The following is a 17,924-nucleotide window of genomic DNA, read 5'->3' as shown; positions in this document are numbered from 1 at the left end:
CCGCCTCAACTCCCTTCCATTACCTTCAGCCGATTGGAAGGATAGCCAATCACTGCGATGTCATCTCCATATTGCTCATATGTTGTTGATTCCAACGTGATGGCATCTGCCATTTTCTCGAAACCGCCGAAGACGAATGCAGCCGGTGCAGCTTCGCCGCCGCCAATAAGCTTGGGAGCGAAGAACAGGCTAATTTTGTCCACTAGCCCAGCTGCCAGCATCGCCCCGTTCAACTGCCCACCGCCTTCGAGCAAAATTGATCCAATCTCCATATCCCCGAGAAGCCGCATCGCTTCACTCAGATTAACATGAGGACCATCTCCGCAATCGACTACCTCTACTCCTGCTTGCTGCAGGCTAGCCCGTTTCTCCGGATCTGCTGACGCCGTTGTTAGCACAATCGTCCGGGCCATGCCATCGGTTACAACACGCGCATCAAGCGGGATACGCAAGGAGGAATCGACGATAATGCGTATTGGATGAAGCGCCGGAACTTCAAGCCGGGTCGTCAACTGCGGGTCATCCGCAAGAAGTGTGCCGATCCCAACCATAATGCCATCATGATGGTGGCGCATGGTATGAACCGCTTCCCGTGAGGCCGGTCCAGTAATCCAGCGGCTATCTCCCGTCTTGGCAGCAATTCTGCCATCTAACGTCGAAGCCGTCTTCAACGTTACGAATGGCAAGCGCGACAAAATATATTTGTTATAGCGCTCGTTCATCGCATGAGACTCATCTGCTAGCAAGCCTACCGAAACCGTGATGCCAGCAGACCGAAGCTTCTCTACGCCAGTGCCCGCTACCTGCGGGTTCGGGTCTTGTGCGGCAACGACGACTCTTGCGATGCGAGCTTCGATTAGGCGATCACAGCAAGGCGGCGTTTTTTTGCGGTAATGGCTGCACGGCTCCAGCGTTACGTATGCCGTTGCCCCTTCCGCTTCTTCGCCTGCCATTCGCAGTGCATTTGCTTCAGCATGGCCTTCGCCACGCTTCAAATGCGCGCCCATCCCGATAATTCGGCCTTCCTTCACAATGACGCAGCCTACTACAGGGTTTACGCTTGTCTGGCCGGTCGCGCTTTGCGCCATCTGAAGGGCAAGCCGCATATAAAACGCATCGTTTAACACTTCGCTCAAACCAAAAAACCCCCTATCGGCAGGCTGCCGACGGGGGGATGGGAAACGTGCGCTCATGCGCTAACGTATCTGTGAAAATGAAAAACATTCATAAAGACGCGTACGTAAATAAGAGGGCACGGATCCATTAACTTAAACAAAGTTAAAGAAACCGCCCGTATGAACGTGCTTAATGAATGCGTTCCCTTCTCCCATCCAGACTGTACTGTCGGTCCCGGATTTACACCAGGTCCACCGAAGCCTCTCCTATGCGTACGCCGCGTAAGTAATTAGAAGCTTCGGGTCACGGACTGACGCCGGAGACACGCACCGTTGGAACGGTAGCAAAGCTGACTCCGATGATCACCGCCGGTTCGGAATTTCACCGTACCCCGAAGGAAAGACGCCTATATTAGTTCTCGCCAATTGCCACTGGCGATTTTTGTTATGCTCTGAACTATACCACTCCACTGTTCATTTGGCAAGACCTGAAGCGGCTTAAACCCTATATGCTTCGCATGATTCCAGCCATGAGCATGCATGGGAATGAGAAAAAAGCCGTGGCACAGCGACGGGTCTCCGTCGCCATTCCACAGCTCTCTCCAATCGCATTTAAACTTCTACGATTTCTACTTTTTCCATTTTGTCGCGGCCTTTGAAAGCATCAACTTGGTCCATGCCCTCTACCACTTTGCCGAATACCGTGTGTACGCCATCCAAATGCGGTTGTGGCTTGTAGACGATGTAGAACTGGCTTCCGCCCGTGTTACGGCCTGCATGCGCCATTGCGAGCGAACCGCGCTCGTGTTTGTTCGGGTTGATTTCGCAATCAATCGTGTAGCCAGGACCGCCAGTGCCCGTGCCGCTAGGGCATCCGCCTTGTGCGACGAAGCCTGGGATAACACGGTGGAATACGAGTCCGTTATAGAAACCTTCGTTTGCGAGTTTCTCAAAGTTAGCGACCGTGTTTGGCGCATCCTTCTCGAACAGGTCGATCGTAACGATCGCGCCGTTAGCCAGCGTAATTTTTGCTTGTTTTGCCATTATCGTTCAACTCCTAGTTCATCTAAATGTCGGGCATTAAGCCATCAATGGCGGTAAACGATTTTGTTATACGGTCGCCTTGCGCAGACGTTGCGGAAGGACGTCGTTAACGACGATGTCTTCAAGCGTTTCACGTTTAACGACCAGCGAAGCTTCGCCGTCTTTGACAAACACAACAGCCGGACGGCGAATCCGGTTATAGTTGCTCGCCATTGCGTAATTATACGCTCCTGTGCAGAATACAGCAAGCAGGTCGCCGCTCTCGGATTTCGGAAGCTCCAGATCCCAGATGAGCATATCGCCGCTTTCGCATGCTTTGCCTGCTACAGTTACGGTCTCTGCGTTCGCATCGTTAGCACGGTTAGCCAATACCGCTTCGTACTTCGAGCCATACAGCGCTGGACGCGGGTTATCAGTCATGCCGCCGTCTACTGCAATATATTTGCGTACGCCTGGAATTTCTTTGTGCGTACCGATCGTGTACAGCGTCGTGCCCGCATCGCCGACCATGCTGCGGCCTGGCTCGATCCAGATCTCAGGCGTCGGGTAGCTAGCAGCTGTGAAGTTGGAAATGATCGCATCTGCAATCGCGTTAACATAAGTGGAGAGCGGAAGCGGCGAATCGCCTTCAACATAACGGATGCCAAAGCCGCCGCCTACGTTAATTACCGAGAACGTTTTGCCGAGCTCATCGCGCACTTTAACCGCGAATTTTGCCACTTTATCGACAGCCATGCCGAATCCGTCAACCTCGAAAATTTGCGAACCGATATGGGAATGGACGCCGAGCAGGTTCAGGTTGCCAAGCTTCAGCGTTTCTTCGATTGCACGGAACGCTGTTCCGTTGCCCAGGTCGAAACCGAACTTCGAGTCTTGTTGGCCTGTCGAGATGAAGTCATGCGTGTGTGCTTCTACGCCTGGCGTAATGCGGAGCAATACGTTAACCGTTTTGCCTTTGTCCGCAGCCAGTGCGTTCAGCAAAGACATTTCAATAAAGTTGTCAACGACGAAGCAGCCGATGCCAGCGTCAATCGCCATGTTGATCTCTTCAGGCGTTTTGTTGTTGCCGTGGAAGTGGATGCGTTCAACCGGGAAACCTGCTTGCAATGCCGTGTACAACTCGCCGTCAGAAACGACATCAAGCGACAGGTCTTCTTGCTCCGCAATTGCGCACATTGCCATAACGCTGAACGCTTTGCTTGCGTATGCAACTTGGAACTTGAGGCCAGTAGCGCGGAAAGCCTCTACGAATTCGCGTGCACGTTGGCGTACGAACGCCTCGTCGACGATGTATAGCGGCGTTCCGTACTCTTTTGCCAAATCTGTTAAATCGCAGCCACCAATTTCAAGATGGCCTTTATTATTAATTTGACTCGTTCCGTGTAAGTAAGTGGACATTAAAATAAACCCCTCCGATAATAAGTAAGATGATAGGAATACCAGTTTCATTTGTACCCAATGTCATCAGTATACCGTAATCGCACCTAGGGAGAAATGTATTTTTACTCATTTCGTTTGCACTTTTTTTGGAACGCCGCCCAATATCAAAAAACCGGACAGCCCTTAAAGACTGTCCGGCATGTTCTTTTTCAATCGGTTCGAGGCATTTTATCGCGCTGTTTCGGGCGAAGCAGGTTCGGTCTTGTCCGGTTATGAAGGACTGGCACCCGAACGATGATGCTCATCATCGCTTTAAAATCAAATGGGATAAACGGCCACATGTACGGACGATTAAACGAACGCTGCATGACCAGCAGTACGAGGACAACCGTCGTTGCGACCACAAATCCCGGCACCTTGAACACGGCTACCGATACGATCAGCAGCAGCCTGACGATACGGTTCGCAAGGCCCAGCTCATAGCTCGGCGTAGCAAACATGCCGATCGCGGCAACCGCCATGTACAGAATGACCTCATTAATGAACAACCCTGTTGAAACCGCAATATCGCCGATCAAAATGGCCGCAATGAGCGACATCGCCGTCGCAAGCGGTGTAGGCGTGTGGACGGATGCCATGCGCAGCAAGTCGACCCCAAGCTCGGCGATCAGAAACTGGACGACCATCGGAATTTTGCCCGTTTTCGTTGGGCCAATAAAATCAAGCGATACCGGCTTCAGGTCCGGCTGTAGCACGAACAAGAACCAGACCGGCAGCAAAAACAGCGAGGCCATGATGCCAATGAAGCGCACCCATCGCAAGTATGTGCCGATAAACGGCGTTTGCCTATTTTCTTCCGCATGCTGAATAAGGTCGAAAAAGGTTGTCGGCAAAAGCATGACGCTCGGCGATGTATCAACAAAAACGCAGACACTGCCTTCAAGCAAATGTGCGGCTACGACGTCGGGGCGTTCGGAGTACCGCACCAGCGGATAGGGATTCCATCCCCGCTTCACTGTCGCTTCTTCCAGCTGTTTATCCGCAAGCGGAAGGCCGTCGAGCTTGACCTGCTTGATTTTATCCCGAATCGACTCAACAAGCTCCGTATCGGCGATATCATCAATATAAGCGATGCAGACGTCCGTCTGTGTCCGCTCACCGACTCTTACGATCTCATATCGCAGTTGGGGATCGCGCAGCCGCCGGCGCACGAGGGAAACGTTAACCATAAGCGTCTCCACAAAACCATCGCGCGCACCGCGAACGACCCGTTCAAGCGAGGGCTCGTCCGGCCCGCGAGCGGGGAAGTTTTTGGCATCGATAATAAGTGTTGAGCTCTCGCCTTCAATATGAAATGCAGTCGCTCCAGCAAGCACTTCAATCAGCATCTCCGTCCAGTCTTCCACGGGCTTCACCTGAACGGCTGGAACGTACAGATCCATGAAAGCATGCAGGGCATGCGCATCGATTGTGTCTTGCTGCAAATAAGTGAGGCGAGTTAGCACATCCGTTAATACGGTATCTTTGGCGAGACCATTCATAAAGAAGCAAGCGATCCGTTTGCCGCCGAGCGTCATTTCCCGAACGACGATGTCGAAGCTTGTTTTGTACCCGGCTTCATCCTCCAGCTTCTTTAGAAACTGGTCCATCTGAGCTGGGATTGGCCTAATTTCCTTATGCTCATCCTTCTTGTCGCCGTTCTGGCCTGATTGCGCCTTTGGCGATTCATCCTGCGCAGCTTGCCCGCGGGCTTCCTGTTGCCCCGCTTGTTGCTCGGCTTGTCGCCCCCCCTGCTGTCCCGTTTGCTCGCCAGCAACCTCCTGATTAGCTGAACCGGACGGCACTCGTGACACAAGCTCAGCCGAGATTAATTCGCGCAACCGCTTATCGTCCTTCAGCAGCGATAACAGCTCGACATGAAGCGAATCTTGTTCTTTGCTTGAGCCATGCTCTCTTGGCTTCTTTTCCTTGTTAGCTTTAGGTGAATGGCCGCGATCTGCTTCATCGAAATCCGGCATATCCAGCAGCACCTCCGACCAGTCGCCTTCATCGCTTTCTTGATAATCAGGCAGAATTTGCTTACCCGCCTTCGTCGCATGCGTCTCCTCATGGCTGTTCTTGTCCGGCTTTAACAGCAGCTCGTCCTCTTCCTCATCTTCAAGCTGCATATCCCCGAGCATTTGCAGTGCCTCTGGAATGATAAATGACGATTCTCCATCCGATTGCTTATTATCTCGATTGCGCATTGGCTTCTCCTCCTTATCCATTTCCAATTACCATTGGTAATACAGCCAATCGAACAATGATCCAGCCGTTTTTCCTAACACCATTGCCAGCACAAGCGCTGTAATATGCCGCGCAAGCCCGATTCGTTTGGCCAAAATAGGAAGCACGTTCATGACCTCGGTCAATGCCGCTGCCAGCATGCCGACAAACAATCCATCGAATAGCCCCGCCACTGGCAGGGCAACCGGCAATTGCCAATGCAGCGACCAGTCCATAAAATCTGCAAATGTCCAATAGAGCGCGCCTGCGATAACGGCTGTTTCGAACCATACGGAGTGTCGATACGCATTTCCTAGCTGCGCTAGCCTTGGAATTAAATCCAAAATAATAAGCAGCGACACGAGCCCAGAACCGACCGCTAACCCGCCGCCCAGCCCAAGCAATGCAACAAAAAGGGCACGCGCGATGTCACCCACTTGAATCACCTGCTGTAGGTGAAGCATGCTGTGCGTTTCCTTGTTTTTTGCGCATTTCATCTGCTACGACATAGGCATTCACATTCTCCTGGTACAAATACAGCTCGACCTCAAGCGGATTCGGCTCTTCGTTAAACCGTTTCTTGAATAGATGGTTAAAGAAGAGCAGCATTCCCAGCCCAATGCCGGCCGAGTATGGGATCTGAAACCATAACGGGTGCTCAACCTTCTTGCCCGTCACCAGCTCAGCAATGCGCTGATGCACTTCCTTCATGCTGACATCCGTATGAAAGTTCATAATCGCAAGGCCAGCTCCGAAAAAGAGAAGCAGCCATGCGCCAAGCAGTACAGCAATCCGCGGCTTCTCAACCCTCTCGCCTACCATTAGCAGCACCTGCGGGTCGCCGTAGGTTTCGATTGCAAGCGCTGGGAACCTAGTGCGGATGACCCGAATAATTTGCAGCAAATCGATCACAACCCGGTTGCCGTCAGCCGTTATATGTTTGTAGAGCACAAGGGAAGACAGCTCAGGCTCCAGCTCATCATCCGCAAGCAGCCGAGCAGCTTGACCAAGGGTGACCGCCTCCTCCGCTTTCAAATAGACTCGTTTTCTTAGCCGCATATAGAGCACCGACGGTGCTGACTTATCATTATTCAAGCCGCATCCCCTCCATATCCGCGAGTGGCTGTTCAGGTTCTTGGTTAGTATGGCTGAGCAGCCAATAAAAAAACCAAATCGCCGTTTATTGGGCGATTTGGTCTTTGATCAATTGCAATATTTTTTTCTCGAGCCGCGATACCTGCACTTGGGAAATGCCGAGCCGGCTTGCCACTTCAGACTGTGTCTGGTCCCGATAATAGCGCAGGTAAACGATTAATCGCTCCCGCTCCGCAAGCCCTTCAATCGCTTCGGCCAGCGCAAGCTTATCGAACCATCGTTCCTGGGAATCATCGGCGATCTGGTCCATGAGGGTAATCGGATCGCCATCATTTTCGAACACCGTCTCGTGAATGGACGTTGGAGGCTTATTCGCTTCCTGTGCAAAAACGACATCCTCTGGCGTAATGCCGAGCCCCTCTGCCACTTCCGTAATCGTCGGCAGCCGCCCAAGCGTCTTGGACAGCTCGTCCTTCATCTTGCGGACCTTGTTCGCCGTTTCCTTGAGTGAACGGCTCACCTTGAGCGTGCCGTCATCCCGAAGAAACCGCTGGATTTCCCCGATAATCATCGGAACCGCATAGGTTGAAAATTTGACGTCGTAGGATAGATCGAACTTATCGACTGATTTCAGAAGCCCAATACAGCCGATCTGGAACAGATCCTCAGGTTCGTACCCCCGGTTCATAAACCGTTGCACGACCGACCATACGAGCCGGATGTTGCAATGCACGAGCGTATCGCGCGACACGTTGTCGCCGGATTGGCTCAAGGCGATCAGACGCTTCACTTCTGCGTCTTCCAAATACGGCTGTGCCGTTTGCTTCAAATCGACATCCATGAGGTCCAACCCCTATGCGCTTAATTAAAAAGCGCTTTTTTCGATTCAATCCGCTTGGTCATAGCGATGCGCGTGCCCCGGCCGGATTCGCTCGTTACTTCAAAATGGTCCATGAAATTTTCCATAATCGTAAATCCCATGCCCGAGCGCTCAAGCTCCGGCTTGGATGTATACAACGGCTGGCGGGCAAGCTCGAGATCCTCGATGCCGTTGCCCTCGTCACTAATTACCAAATGAATCGTCTCTTTCTCAATTGAAGCTTCAATCTTTACGAATTTAAGCGGATCGCTGTCGTAGCCATGAATGATCGCATTCGTCACCGCTTCGGAGACGACTGTTTTCAAATCATTAAGCTCCTCCATGGTCGGATCAAGCTGCGAGATGAAAGCTGCAACTGTAATGCGGGCAAACGCCTCATTCTCGCTGCGCGCGGAGAATGTCAGGTTCATCGAATTGGCAACGTTCGTCTCATTCATGATACGACCTCCAGACTCGTGAGCGCACTCCGCTCATTATCGTGAATCGCCAAAATCTTGAACAAACCTGACAGCTCCAGCAAACGGTACACGCTCTTATTGACATCACAGACTGCCATTTTGCCGCCCTTGGCTTTCAACTGCTTATATCGGCCGAGGATGACACCGAGACCGGAGCTGTCCATGAAGAGCAATTCTTTTAAACTGAGCACCACATGATCGACATTGCCGTTCATAATGGAATCTTCCATTTTGTAACGGACAACATCAGCTGAATGGTGATCAAGCTCCCCTTTGAGCCTTACGATCAACACGTTGCGCCGATGCTCCAACTCCACTTGAAGACTCATTTCCTGTTCACTCCTCCCCGTTATGAACATGGAATTCTCCGCCAGTCCCTGCCATTCCTGCCTCACGACAAAACTAGAACCCTAGCGCTATGAGCCGACAAAAAACGCTTACACTGGGCGTGCCTAGCCCTAGCCGAACAATCCGCCGCAAGTACGCTTGAACATCGTCCACCAGCCCGCTTTGGCTACAGATACAGGAGCTTGCACCTCAAACTCTGACAACTGCTGCTCGCCTTGGTAAACAACGATGCGCCCGATCGGATCGCCAATCTTAATTGGCGCTTTCAACGCGTTGTTCAGCTTCAGCTCATAACGAATATTGTCTTTGGACGCGCCTTTGCGCATAAGCACGCTATACGGATGGGTTGCTTTCAACTCCAATTCGGGAACGGCGCCCTTCTCGATTTTCACTTTGCCAATGGCATCGCCTTGCTTGAAGATCGAGTAGTTGGAATATTGTGCGAACGAGTAGTCAAGCATCGACGACACTTCTGCGTTGCGCGTCTTCGTATTCGGTTCGCCCATAACGACGGCAATCACACGCAGCCCGTCCCTGCGCGCTGTAGCTGAGAGACAGAATTTCGCTTCATTCGTGAAGCCAGTTTTCAGGCCGTCTGCGCCTGTGTAGAAGCGAACGAGCTTGTTGGTGTTCACGAGCCAGAACGGCTTCTCCGACGTTTTGCGCAAGTAGTCCTGGTACATGCCCGTATATTTCGTAATTTGCGTATGCTTGAGCAGCTCTCTTGACATAACCGCAATATCATGGGCTGACGAATAATGGTCCGCTACCGGCAAACCGTTACAGTTGGCAAAATGCGTATCCCTCATGCCAAGCTGCTGCGCCTTATCGTTCATCATCTTGACGAACTCCGCTTCCGAGCCTCCGATTTTCTCTGCCATTGCAACTGAAGCATCATTGCCTGAAGCCAGCGCAATGCCTTTAATCATCTCATCGACTGACATCTCTTCGCCTGGCTCGAGGAAGATTTGGGAGCCGCCCATAGACGATGCATATTCGCTGGCGGAAACTTTATCTGTGAGCTTCAGCCGTCCGTCATCAAGCGCCTCCATAATAAGCAGCATCGTCATGATTTTCGTAATGCTGGCTGGCGGCAGCCGATCATGGCTGTTTTTGTCAAAAATAACGGTTCCGCTATCCGCATCCATCAATACTGCTGAGCGGGAAGACGGCGCCAAATCGACAGATGGTGCTGCAGCGGATTGCTTTGGTGCTGCAGTTTCCTCTGCGGCTGCTACGGCAGCAGGAACAACAAGCGCAAGCGCCAGAGTACAGGCGATTAGTTTCGTACAGATTGATTTCAACAAGAACAATCCCTCCTGAGCATGATGCGGCCCAGCCCTCTGCCCGCGGCAATACGATGTGAGATCCTATCGTTCGATCACGAAACAGACGGCGGCCAGCTTTTTCCTCTTCATTATGGACAGGCGCTCAGAAATATATTCCATTTTTCAAAAAAGTCAGCATACAAAAAGAGGGCTGCCCCTATAGCCTTTATGGCTAATGAGACACCCCTTGAAACGCCGTATTGCTAACTTTATTTAAAAATTCGTTCTACCCTATAGCCGAATCGTCTCGTCCGCCGTCACAATGGATAGCAGCAGCGGCTTAAGCAGTGGCTGTTCTAGTCCAATCGTGAACGCAGCAGCCGTTTCATTAATAATAGAATCCAGCCCTTCATGCCCCTGATGCGTGTGCAGCACCGCAAGCGTTTCCCCCGCCGACACGGCGTCTCCCACTTTCTTGCGCAGCGTAATACCGACGGCATAGTCAATGGTGGTATCTTTAGTTGCACGGCCCGCTCCAAGCTTCATCGCGGCAAGCCCAAGCTGCTCTGCTTGAATGCCCGACACCCAGCCGCTTGAACCCGCCTTCACCTCGATAAATGCCGAAGCTGCGGGCAGGCGCTCTGGCTCGTCCACCATCGTAGGATCTCCGCCTTGCGCAACGACGAGTTCACGGAACTTGGCTAGCGCTGCACCAGATCGAAGCGCTTCGCGCAATAAGGCTTCAGCCTCTTCAATCGACTGGGTCCGCCCTGTCAACACTGCCATATGGGCAGCGAGCGCCAGGCAAAGCTGTTCCAAATCACGGGGCCCTTGCCCCTTTAATGTAGCGATAGCTTCCGCCACTTCTAACGCATTGCCGATTGCAAACCCAAGCGGTTGGTCCATATCGCTAATAACAGCTGCCGTACGCCGGCCGATTTCGGTACCAATGTCGACCATCGCACGCGCTAACTCCTCTGCATCTTCAAGCGACTTCATGAACGCTCCGCTTCCCGCCTTCACATCCAACACGATCGCGTCGGCTCCCGCCGCAATCTTCTTGCTCATGACGGAGCTCGCGATAAGCGGAATGGATTCGACCGTAGCGGTCACATCCCGCAATGCATATAGCTTCTTGTCCGCAGGCGTTAAATTGCCAGATTGGCCAATAACAGCCAAGCCTATATCATTCACTTGGGCAAAAAAATCGTCGCGCGCAAGCTCGGTTTGGAAACCCGCAATTGCCTCAAGCTTATCGATCGTTCCGCCGGTATGTCCAAGCCCTCTGCCGGACATTTTAGCCACTGGCACGCCAATTGCTGCGACAAGAGGAGCAATGATCAATGTTGTTTTATCGCCCACGCCGCCTGTGCTATGCTTGTCCGCTGTCAGCCCGTGAATCGCGCTCAGGTCAACTGTATCTCCAGAATGCGCCATCACCATCGTCAGGTCAGCCGTTTCTTTCTTTGTCATCCCTCTAAAAAAAACAGCCATTGACCAGGCGGACATTTGATAATCCGGTATCTCGCCTTGGCAATAGCCTTTTATTAAAAATTCAATTTCAGAGAACGTCAGCTGTTCCCCATTGCGTTTCTTATGAATCAAGTCCACTGCCCGCATCTGCTGCTTACTCCTCCTCTGTTGAGGCTCTCGTTAGCACACGGGTACGATGCTGCTCGGTTTGTGCTTGCACAATTAACGTATCAAGCATTTGGCTCAAGTGCAGCACCTCCCGGTGCTGAAATGTTTGTCGATTCAGAACGGCGTCCACCATAATGCCGCGAAGCTTCTCTACTCGTTCGAGCAATTGGTTTTCCATATCGTCTTCACTCCACTCCTCTAATCAAAAAAATTATAATACCGATCGGTTTCAGTGTCTGTCAAAATCGGTCGGCGGAGTGGAATTATTATCTATGATAATTCGACAAAAAATGACGGCTAAAGCTTCGTTACGACCTCAGACACGAGCTGCAGGAAACGGGCTTTCACGCGTTCTGTCGTTTCAATGACTTCAACATGCGACAACGGCTGGTCCAAAATGCCTGATGCCATATTGCTGATGCACGAAATGCCGAGTACTTCAATGCCGCAATGGCGCGCTGCGATTACTTCTGCAACCGTGGACATTCCCACCGCATCGGCACCGAGCGTGCGCATCATCCGAATTTCTGCAGGCGTCTCATAGGACGGCCCCAGTACGCCTACGTATACGCCCTCTCGAAGCGAGAAACCACTCGCCTGCGCAGTTTCCTGTGCAATAGCACGAAACTTGCGGCTATATGCTTCCGACATGTCTGGGAAACGAACGCCAAACCGGACGTCATTCGGACCAATCAATGGATTGCGCCCTGTCAAATTAATATGGTCTGTAATGAGCATCAAGTCACCAGGATCGTATCCCGTATTAATGCCGCCGGCTGCGTTCGTTACGATCAGTTTGGTTACACCAAGCGATTGCATGACACGCACGGGGAAACTGGTCAATTCAGGCCCATATCCCTCATACATATGGAATCGGCCCCTCATCAGCACAACAGCTCGCCCATTTAGATTGCCGATCATAAGCTCGCCTGCGTGGCCCTCTACTGTCGATATTGGGAAATGAGGAATGCTCTCATACGGAATTGTCGTCGCTTCGGTCAAATGATCACCCAATACACCAAGCCCGGAGCCAAGAATTAATCCAATCTCTGGTTTAACTGATGTTTGAGCTGAGATGTAAGCTGCTGCTTCCGCATATGCTTCGTTCAATAGCGCTTCTCCTGCATGATTCGACAATGTAATCATCCTCTCCCACAATTGTTCTTGCGTTTCTAACCTAATAAATCAAGCAAGCTCTCCCCGTTTGGCGGCGGCGTTACGCCGAAGTTATCCGCAATCGTTGCAGCGATATCGGCAAACGTTGCACGGATTCCAACATCCCCTGGCGTGACGAAAGCTGGGCTATAGAGCAGCAGCGGCACATACTCCCGGGTATGGTCGGTCCCTCCGTGCACCGGATCATTGCCATGGTCTGCTGTGATGATTAACAAGTCACTAGGACCTAGCCGTTTCTCGAGCTCAGGCACCGCACGGTCGAAAGCTTCAAGCGCTAGCCCATATCCAATAGGATCACGGCGATGGCCATACAAAGAATCAAAATCGACTAGATTCGTGAACAACAACCCTTCAAAACTCGTCTCGAGAAGGTCTAATGTTCGGCGAATGCCGTCGTCATTGCTCTTTGTCGGAAACGATTGCGTAATCCCTTCCCCGTCAAAAATATCATGAATCTTGCCAACCGCAATGACATCAAAACCGTCACGCTGGAGCGCATTCAGTACGGTCGGCGCAGGCGGCTTCAATGCATAATCATGCCGATTCGGCGTTCTTGCGAACGCTCCCGGCTTGCCAATATAAGGGCGCGCGATAACGCGGCCGACAGCGAACCGCTCGTCCATCGTTAGCTCGCGGGCAACTTCACATGCACGATATAGCTCATCAAGAGGAATCACTTCCTCATGGGCCGCAATCTGAAATACGCTGTCCGCAGACGTATACACGATCCATGCGCCTGTATTCATTTGCTCTTCGCCAAGCTCGTCCAAGATGACTGTGCCGCTGGATGGCTTATTGCCCAATACTTTGCGTCCAGTCCGCTGTTCAAACGCTTGGATCAACTCATCTGGAAACCCATTGGGGAACGTTTGAAACGGGACCGTAACCCTCAACCCCGCGATCTCCCAATGGCCCGTCATCGTATCTTTGCCAACGGATGCTTCAGACATCTTGCCATAAAAGGCGGCTGGCGCTTCATCGCTTGCCTGCCAGCCTGGGAGCTCTGCTATGCGGTCAATGCCCCATCTGCGAAGCCTCGGCATTTGAAGGCCAGGTGTCTCCCGTATGATATGGCCAAGTGTGTGCGACCCGACATCTCCGAACGATGCCGCGTCTGGCATTTCTCCAATGCCAACACTATCTAGCACGATAAGTGCGATTCGTTGAAAACGCATGCGCCAGTCACTCCTCTCTCCTACGCACTGCTCGCCATTGCAAGTGCCTCGCTGTGCCTACGCTATCAGTCGGCAAGCTTACCTTGCTCTAGGATGTGAGCGCTCATAAACTTCTTTCATGCGGGTTTTCGTCAATTGTACATATTTTTGCGTAGCAGCAAGGCCGGCATGCCCCAGCATTTCTTGAACCGCCCGCACATCCGCCCCATTTTCTAACAAATGTGCAGCGAATGAGTGACGAAGTGAATGAGGGGTCAAGTCTCCCTCAATTCCCGCTATCGCTGAATGTTTTTTTACGATTTTCCAAAGCCCCTGCCTTGTCATCCGTTCTCCACGGCGATTAATAAAAACCGCCTGCTCCTCCGAATTATGCCGCAGCAACCGACTCCGCGCTGAAAGCAAATAAGCTTCTAATGAAGCCGCTGCTGCCCGTCCAATTGGCACGATCCGCTCTTTGGCATTCGCTGAACAACGAATAAACCCAAGCGAAACATGGACATGCTCCAAATCCAGGGCAATCAGTTCAGATACACGAATTCCAGTTGCATACATCGTCTCTAGAATAGCCGCGTCACGAAGGCCAGACGGCTCGGAAAGATCAGGCGCAGCTAAGAGCAATTCGACCTGAACGGCAGATAAAATGCGCGGTGGCGGACTATCTGGTTTCGGTGCGTCCATATCGGAGGTTGGATCGGCAGCCACACGCTGCTTGTCCATCAAATAACGAAAAAATGCACGGAGCGAAACCCGATAACGGGATAATGACGCGTTCTTGCGACCTTCTTGCCGCAGCGCCAGCCAATAGCGTGCCATATGATGCTTTTGCACCTGTTCTGGCGAACTAATGCCTGCATCAGCTGCAAACCGGATAAAATGCCTCAAGTCCCGTTCATAGGACATGAGCGTGCTTTCCGATAGCGATCGGCCTGCTGGCCAGTCGCGCAGAAACGATTGCATTTCCGTCTCCATTTTCCCAGCTATCCCTTCTGAACTAAGTTATATCCTACATCCCATGTATTCCACAGCTACAACGAAATCTCCTGCCAAGCAGGCCTATTCGCCGTACCAATAAAACCAGCGCAGCCGATCGCTCATCGATCCGCCTTCAGGGGATTGCATCTGGCCAGACACCTTCAACGCTTGCCCCTGCGGCTCACGATAGGGATCTACCGGTGCAACGACATCCATTAGCCAGCGATAACCGCCCAATGTCATCATCGTCAGAAGGATGAAAATAATCATAAATATGGTGCGCCCGAACCATTTGCGTATAGATACAACCATTCGCCCCGCCTCCCAACTCATTCGGCTTCCTTGCCTTTAAGTACACCATATGCGCCTGAATGCTCGTTCATTCGAAGCGAGAGTGAGGGCACCGTGGGCAGCAAGGAGTGCATAACGAGGTTTGGAGCCGCGATTACAACTAGCATCGGGTCAGGCCAAATGAAAAGGAACATGGGGCATGCCGACTGCCGCTGCCACCGCTTCGTTCGTCACAGCTCCATTGTAGGTATTGACCCCTTTGCGAAGCGCCTCATCTCTCACCGCTGCGGCGAGCCCTCCATCCGCCAGCATTTGGGCGTACGAGATCGTCACATTCGTAAGGGCGAGTGTTGATGTCCGCGGAACAGCGCCAGGGATGTTAGCTACTGCATAGTGGATGACATCATGTTTTACATAAACGGGATCTTTATGGGTGGTCGGCCGGTCGACCGTCGCAATCGAACCTCCTTGATCCACTGCCACGTCAACAATGACGGAACCTTTCTTCATCGATTGCACCATTTCCTCCGTGACGAGATGCGGCGCCTTCGCTCCCGGAATAAGCACCGCGCCGATGAGCAGGTCCGCCTTGCGCACCGCACCGGCGATATTTTGCGAGTTCGAAGCTAATGTGCGAACCCGGCCGCCAAATATGTCGTCGAGGTAGCGCATCCGTTCGGTGCTTTTTTCCAAAATAGCAACGTTAGCACCCATCCCTAATGCGATTTTGGCCGCATTCGTGCCGACGATCCCTCCCCCGATAATGACGACGTCCGCTGGCGCAACACCAGGCACGCCACCTAACAATACCCCGCGGCCGCCATAGAATGACTCCAAGTACTGCGCGCCAAGCTGGACTGACATCCGGCCCGCTACTTCACTCATGGGCGTGAGAAGCGGGAGGCTTCCTCCCGGCAATTGGATCGTCTCATAGGCGACAGCGCTAACGCCCCGTTCGACAAGCGCTGCAGCCAACGCTGGTGCAGCTGCAAGATGCAAATAGGTAAAGAGCAGCATGCCAGGCTTAAAATAATCGTACTCCTCCGGCAGTGGCTCCTTTACCTTCATTATCATATCGGATGCGTTCCACACGTTCTCAGCGCCGTCAGCCAGTTCCGCCCCGACTTGCGCATAAGACTCATCCGTGAAGCCGCTGCCCGCACCAGCTCCCTTTTGAACAATGACATGATGCCCGCCAGCTTTCAATGCCTCTGCTCCTGCTGGCGTCAGCGCGACGCGAAACTCACTGTTTTTGATTTCAGTTGGCACTCCGACTCGCATCCTAATTCCCCCTTGCCAAAATGGTTGTTCGACACGCGATGCAAGCTCTTCCTCTTATTGTTGTATGAGCCAAGCACGTCCGATGACAGCCCTACTCGATACGTTTCTCACCCAATATCAAAAATATGTGCGCCAGGCGGCGCCTGCCCATGCTCGGACGGCATCAGCCCCATACAATAGGTGTAGCCGTAAGCTTCATATGCACTCAAATGGGAACGTTTGAAGGAGAGACGACAATTTTGGCCAAATTCCGCTTGGAGCAGTTATTCGGACGAAGCGTACGAACATCCGCTACCAAATATACAACTCGGCATTTGATCGGCTTGCGAGGAGACAAATCCTATGCACGTTTCATACGTTATATGAATAGCAAAGGGATTAAGCCCATTAAGACGATACGGAGAAATCGAATCGTATGCTGTTATCTCGACGCAAGGCATCTTAACAGCCAGGTACGTATCGCTTCGCGTGCCGCAGGAATTAAATATATCGAGAAAGACGCAAAGGTTCGTGCACATGTGCTGCCTGCTGCTTCCGCCCGAAATCGGGGCCGCAAAAACAATGAATCAGCCTGTCCGGAGAATGCAACGTGGAACATCTGCCGTGTGCAGGCTCCAGATGCATGGAAGAAGACAGAAGGCGAGAATGTTCGGGTAGGCATTATCGATACTGGCATCGCCAAACACGCTAATCTTGCCATCGCGGGCGGGGTGAATACGGCAGGCGGCTCCTCGTACTATGATGACAATGGGCACGGGACACATGTTGCAGGGATCGTTGGTGCGACAGGCAGCAACGGCATGCAGCCCGGCGTCGCACCCAAAGCGTCCCTGTACGCCATTAAAGCGCTGGATAGCGAAGGCCTCGGCTATATTTCGGACATTATCCAAGGCATTAACTGGTGTGTGCAGAACAAAATCAAAGTCATTAATATGAGCTTTGGATTGCTGCCAGGCGAGCAGAGCGCTGCGCTTCAAGAAGCCATTCAGAAAGCATACAAGAAAGGGATTGTCATCGTTGCATCAGCTGGCAATAGCGGAACGGAAAGCGGCGGTATCGATGAACCAGCAAGCTTCGATGAAGCCATTGCAGTCGCTGCCTCTACGCGCAATGATGAGATCGCCTCCTTCAGCAGCCGAGGCGATGGCATTGGCCTGACAGCGCCAGGTGCGCAGATTCGTTCTACCGCGCTTGACAACGGATATCAAATCATGTCCGGCACGAGTATGGCTTGTCCGCATGTCACTGGCGGAGCTGCGCTTCTGCTTGCAAGCGATTCTTCGTTGACGCCAGAAGAAGTTTCTTCCAAGCTCATTGCATGGGCCAAAACCTTATCTGGCTACAACCGGCAAGCGCAGGGCAACGGCCTAATGCAGCTTGCGACAATCGGGGCAGGCGCTAGCTTTGTCCCTTCTGCGCCACTAGTAAACAAGCGCGCGAATGTTTTCTCCCGTTCGCAATCGGTTCGGCGTAAAGCGAAGCGGCGGGTGGCTGGCGTTAAGAAAAAAGCAAAATAAAAAACAAGCGGCTCCCGC

18 protein-coding genes and 1 riboswitch are annotated in these 17,924 nt (G+C 52.3%); of the genes, 1 reads left to right on the top strand and 17 read right to left on the bottom strand.

The window, feature by feature from the left end; all coding sequences use genetic code 11:
• Nucleotides 1–5: 5 nt before the first annotated feature.
• From ribD to ald, 17 genes are all read right to left on the bottom strand, one after another.
• Nucleotides 6–1,136, bottom strand: a complete 1,131-nt coding sequence (gene ribD / locus GON22_RS09905; RefSeq protein WP_237179095.1) for a bifunctional diaminohydroxyphosphoribosylaminopyrimidine deaminase/5-amino-6-(5-phosphoribosylamino)uracil reductase RibD — start codon at nt 1,134–1,136, stop codon at nt 6–8.
• A gap of 179 nt (nt 1,137–1,315) precedes the next feature.
• A riboswitch (FMN riboswitch) is annotated at nt 1,316–1,519 on the bottom strand.
• A 208-nt stretch (nt 1,520–1,727) separates the two neighbouring features.
• Nucleotides 1,728–2,159, bottom strand: a complete 432-nt coding sequence (locus tag GON22_RS09900) for a peptidylprolyl isomerase (protein ID WP_160395933.1) — start codon at nt 2,157–2,159, stop codon at nt 1,728–1,730.
• Between the two features lie 66 nt (nt 2,160–2,225).
• Nucleotides 2,226–3,557, bottom strand: a complete 1,332-nt coding sequence (gene lysA / locus GON22_RS09895; protein ID WP_160395932.1) for a diaminopimelate decarboxylase — start codon at nt 3,555–3,557, stop codon at nt 2,226–2,228.
• Nucleotides 3,558–3,748: 191 nt separating this feature from the next.
• Nucleotides 3,749–5,785 (bottom strand): spore germination protein, encoded by a 2,037-nt coding sequence (locus GON22_RS09890; RefSeq protein ID WP_160395931.1) that lies wholly within the window; start codon nt 5,783–5,785, stop codon nt 3,749–3,751.
• 27 nt (nt 5,786–5,812) lie between these two features.
• Nucleotides 5,813–6,268 (bottom strand): stage V sporulation protein AB, encoded by a 456-nt coding sequence (locus tag GON22_RS09885; protein WP_160395930.1) that lies wholly within the window; start codon nt 6,266–6,268, stop codon nt 5,813–5,815.
• Entirely contained in the window at nt 6,234–6,899 is a 666-nt protein-coding gene (locus tag GON22_RS09880) for a stage V sporulation protein AA (protein WP_237179094.1), read from the bottom strand. Before GON22_RS09880 ends, GON22_RS09885 begins: the two co-directional genes overlap by 35 nt.
• An 85-nt stretch (nt 6,900–6,984) precedes the next feature.
• Nucleotides 6,985–7,740: an RNA polymerase sporulation sigma factor SigF gene (gene sigF, locus GON22_RS09875; protein WP_006039329.1), complete on the bottom strand. Its 756-nt coding sequence runs from the start codon at nt 7,738–7,740 to the stop codon at nt 6,985–6,987.
• Nucleotides 7,741–7,760: 20 nt separating this feature from the next.
• On the bottom strand, nt 7,761–8,216 hold the full coding sequence (gene spoIIAB, locus GON22_RS09870) for an anti-sigma F factor (protein WP_160395929.1): 456 nt from the start codon (nt 8,214–8,216) through the stop codon (nt 7,761–7,763).
• A complete protein-coding gene (spoIIAA, locus tag GON22_RS09865) occupies nt 8,213–8,566 on the bottom strand; it encodes an anti-sigma F factor antagonist (protein WP_006039331.1) in 354 nt (117 codons plus the stop codon). Before spoIIAA ends, spoIIAB begins: the two co-directional genes overlap by 4 nt.
• Before the next feature lie 129 nt (nt 8,567–8,695).
• Nucleotides 8,696–9,892: a D-alanyl-D-alanine carboxypeptidase family protein gene (locus GON22_RS09860; RefSeq protein WP_160395928.1), complete on the bottom strand. Its 1,197-nt coding sequence runs from the start codon at nt 9,890–9,892 to the stop codon at nt 8,696–8,698.
• A gap of 252 nt (nt 9,893–10,144) precedes the next feature.
• Nucleotides 10,145–11,473 carry a pyrimidine-nucleoside phosphorylase gene (locus tag GON22_RS09855; RefSeq protein WP_160395927.1) on the bottom strand — a complete coding sequence of 443 codons (1,329 nt, stop codon included), beginning with the start codon at nt 11,471–11,473 and terminating at the stop codon, nt 10,145–10,147.
• Between the two features lie 7 nt (nt 11,474–11,480).
• The gene (locus tag GON22_RS09850) at nt 11,481–11,672 is read right to left on the bottom strand and encodes an aspartyl-phosphate phosphatase Spo0E family protein (protein WP_160395926.1); all 192 of its coding nucleotides are present in this window, start codon (nt 11,670–11,672) and stop codon (nt 11,481–11,483) included.
• A 119-nt stretch (nt 11,673–11,791) separates the two neighbouring features.
• Complete coding sequence (locus GON22_RS09845) at nt 11,792–12,640, bottom strand: purine-nucleoside phosphorylase (RefSeq protein WP_160395925.1); 849 nt, start codon at nt 12,638–12,640, stop codon at nt 11,792–11,794.
• A 26-nt stretch (nt 12,641–12,666) separates the two neighbouring features.
• A complete protein-coding gene (gene deoB, locus GON22_RS09840; RefSeq protein ID WP_160395924.1) occupies nt 12,667–13,845 on the bottom strand; it encodes a phosphopentomutase in 1,179 nt (392 codons plus the stop codon).
• Between the two features lie 78 nt (nt 13,846–13,923).
• Entirely contained in the window at nt 13,924–14,814 is an 891-nt protein-coding gene (locus GON22_RS09835; protein WP_160395923.1) for a tyrosine recombinase, read from the bottom strand.
• 84 nt (nt 14,815–14,898) lie between these two features.
• A complete protein-coding gene (locus GON22_RS09830; RefSeq protein WP_160395922.1) occupies nt 14,899–15,129 on the bottom strand; it encodes a DUF4227 family protein in 231 nt (76 codons plus the stop codon).
• 150 nt (nt 15,130–15,279) lie between these two features.
• Nucleotides 15,280–16,389, bottom strand: a complete 1,110-nt coding sequence (gene ald, locus GON22_RS09825; protein ID WP_160395921.1) for an alanine dehydrogenase — start codon at nt 16,387–16,389, stop codon at nt 15,280–15,282.
• Between the two features lie 239 nt (nt 16,390–16,628).
• On the opposite strand from ald, the gene GON22_RS09820 reads away from it, so the two are divergent.
• Entirely contained in the window at nt 16,629–17,906 is a 1,278-nt protein-coding gene (locus tag GON22_RS09820; protein WP_160395920.1) for a S8 family peptidase, read from the top strand.
• Nucleotides 17,907–17,924: the final 18 nt, after the last annotated feature.

This window comes from Paenibacillus sp. MMS18-CY102 (genome assembly GCF_009789195.1).
Lineage (GTDB): Bacteria > Bacillota > Bacilli > Paenibacillales > Paenibacillaceae > Paenibacillus_T.
This window is presented reverse-complemented; position numbering and strand designations above follow the sequence as displayed.

Excerpts from the sequence above, each read along its gene's own strand:
- GON22_RS09900 (WP_160395933.1), bottom strand. The coding sequence starts at position 2,159 with ATGGCAAAACAAGCAAAAATTACGCTGGCTAACGGCGCGATCGTTACG.
- lysA (WP_160395932.1), bottom strand. The coding sequence starts at position 3,557 with ATGTCCACTTACTTACACGGAACGAGTCAAATTAATAATAAAGGCCAT.
- GON22_RS09890 (WP_160395931.1), bottom strand. The coding sequence starts at position 5,785 with ATGCGCAATCGAGATAATAAGCAATCGGATGGAGAATCGTCATTTATC.
- GON22_RS09885 (WP_160395930.1), bottom strand. The coding sequence starts at position 6,268 with ATGCTTCACCTACAGCAGGTGATTCAAGTGGGTGACATCGCGCGTGCC.
- sigF (WP_006039329.1), bottom strand. The coding sequence starts at position 7,740 with ATGGATGTCGATTTGAAGCAAACGGCACAGCCGTATTTGGAAGACGCA.
- spoIIAB (WP_160395929.1), bottom strand. The coding sequence starts at position 8,216 with ATGAATGAGACGAACGTTGCCAATTCGATGAACCTGACATTCTCCGCG.
- spoIIAA (WP_006039331.1), bottom strand. The coding sequence starts at position 8,566 with ATGAGTCTTCAAGTGGAGTTGGAGCATCGGCGCAACGTGTTGATCGTA.
- GON22_RS09855 (WP_160395927.1), bottom strand. The coding sequence starts at position 11,473 with ATGCGGGCAGTGGACTTGATTCATAAGAAACGCAATGGGGAACAGCTG.
- GON22_RS09850 (WP_160395926.1), bottom strand. The coding sequence starts at position 11,672 with ATGGAAAACCAATTGCTCGAACGAGTAGAGAAGCTTCGCGGCATTATG.
- GON22_RS09845 (WP_160395925.1), bottom strand. The coding sequence starts at position 12,640 with ATGATTACATTGTCGAATCATGCAGGAGAAGCGCTATTGAACGAAGCA.
- deoB (WP_160395924.1), bottom strand. The coding sequence starts at position 13,845 with ATGCGTTTTCAACGAATCGCACTTATCGTGCTAGATAGTGTTGGCATT.
- GON22_RS09835 (WP_160395923.1), bottom strand. The coding sequence starts at position 14,814 with ATGGAGACGGAAATGCAATCGTTTCTGCGCGACTGGCCAGCAGGCCGA.
- GON22_RS09830 (WP_160395922.1), bottom strand. The coding sequence starts at position 15,129 with ATGGTTGTATCTATACGCAAATGGTTCGGGCGCACCATATTTATGATT.
- ald (WP_160395921.1), bottom strand. The coding sequence starts at position 16,389 with ATGCGAGTCGGAGTGCCAACTGAAATCAAAAACAGTGAGTTTCGCGTC.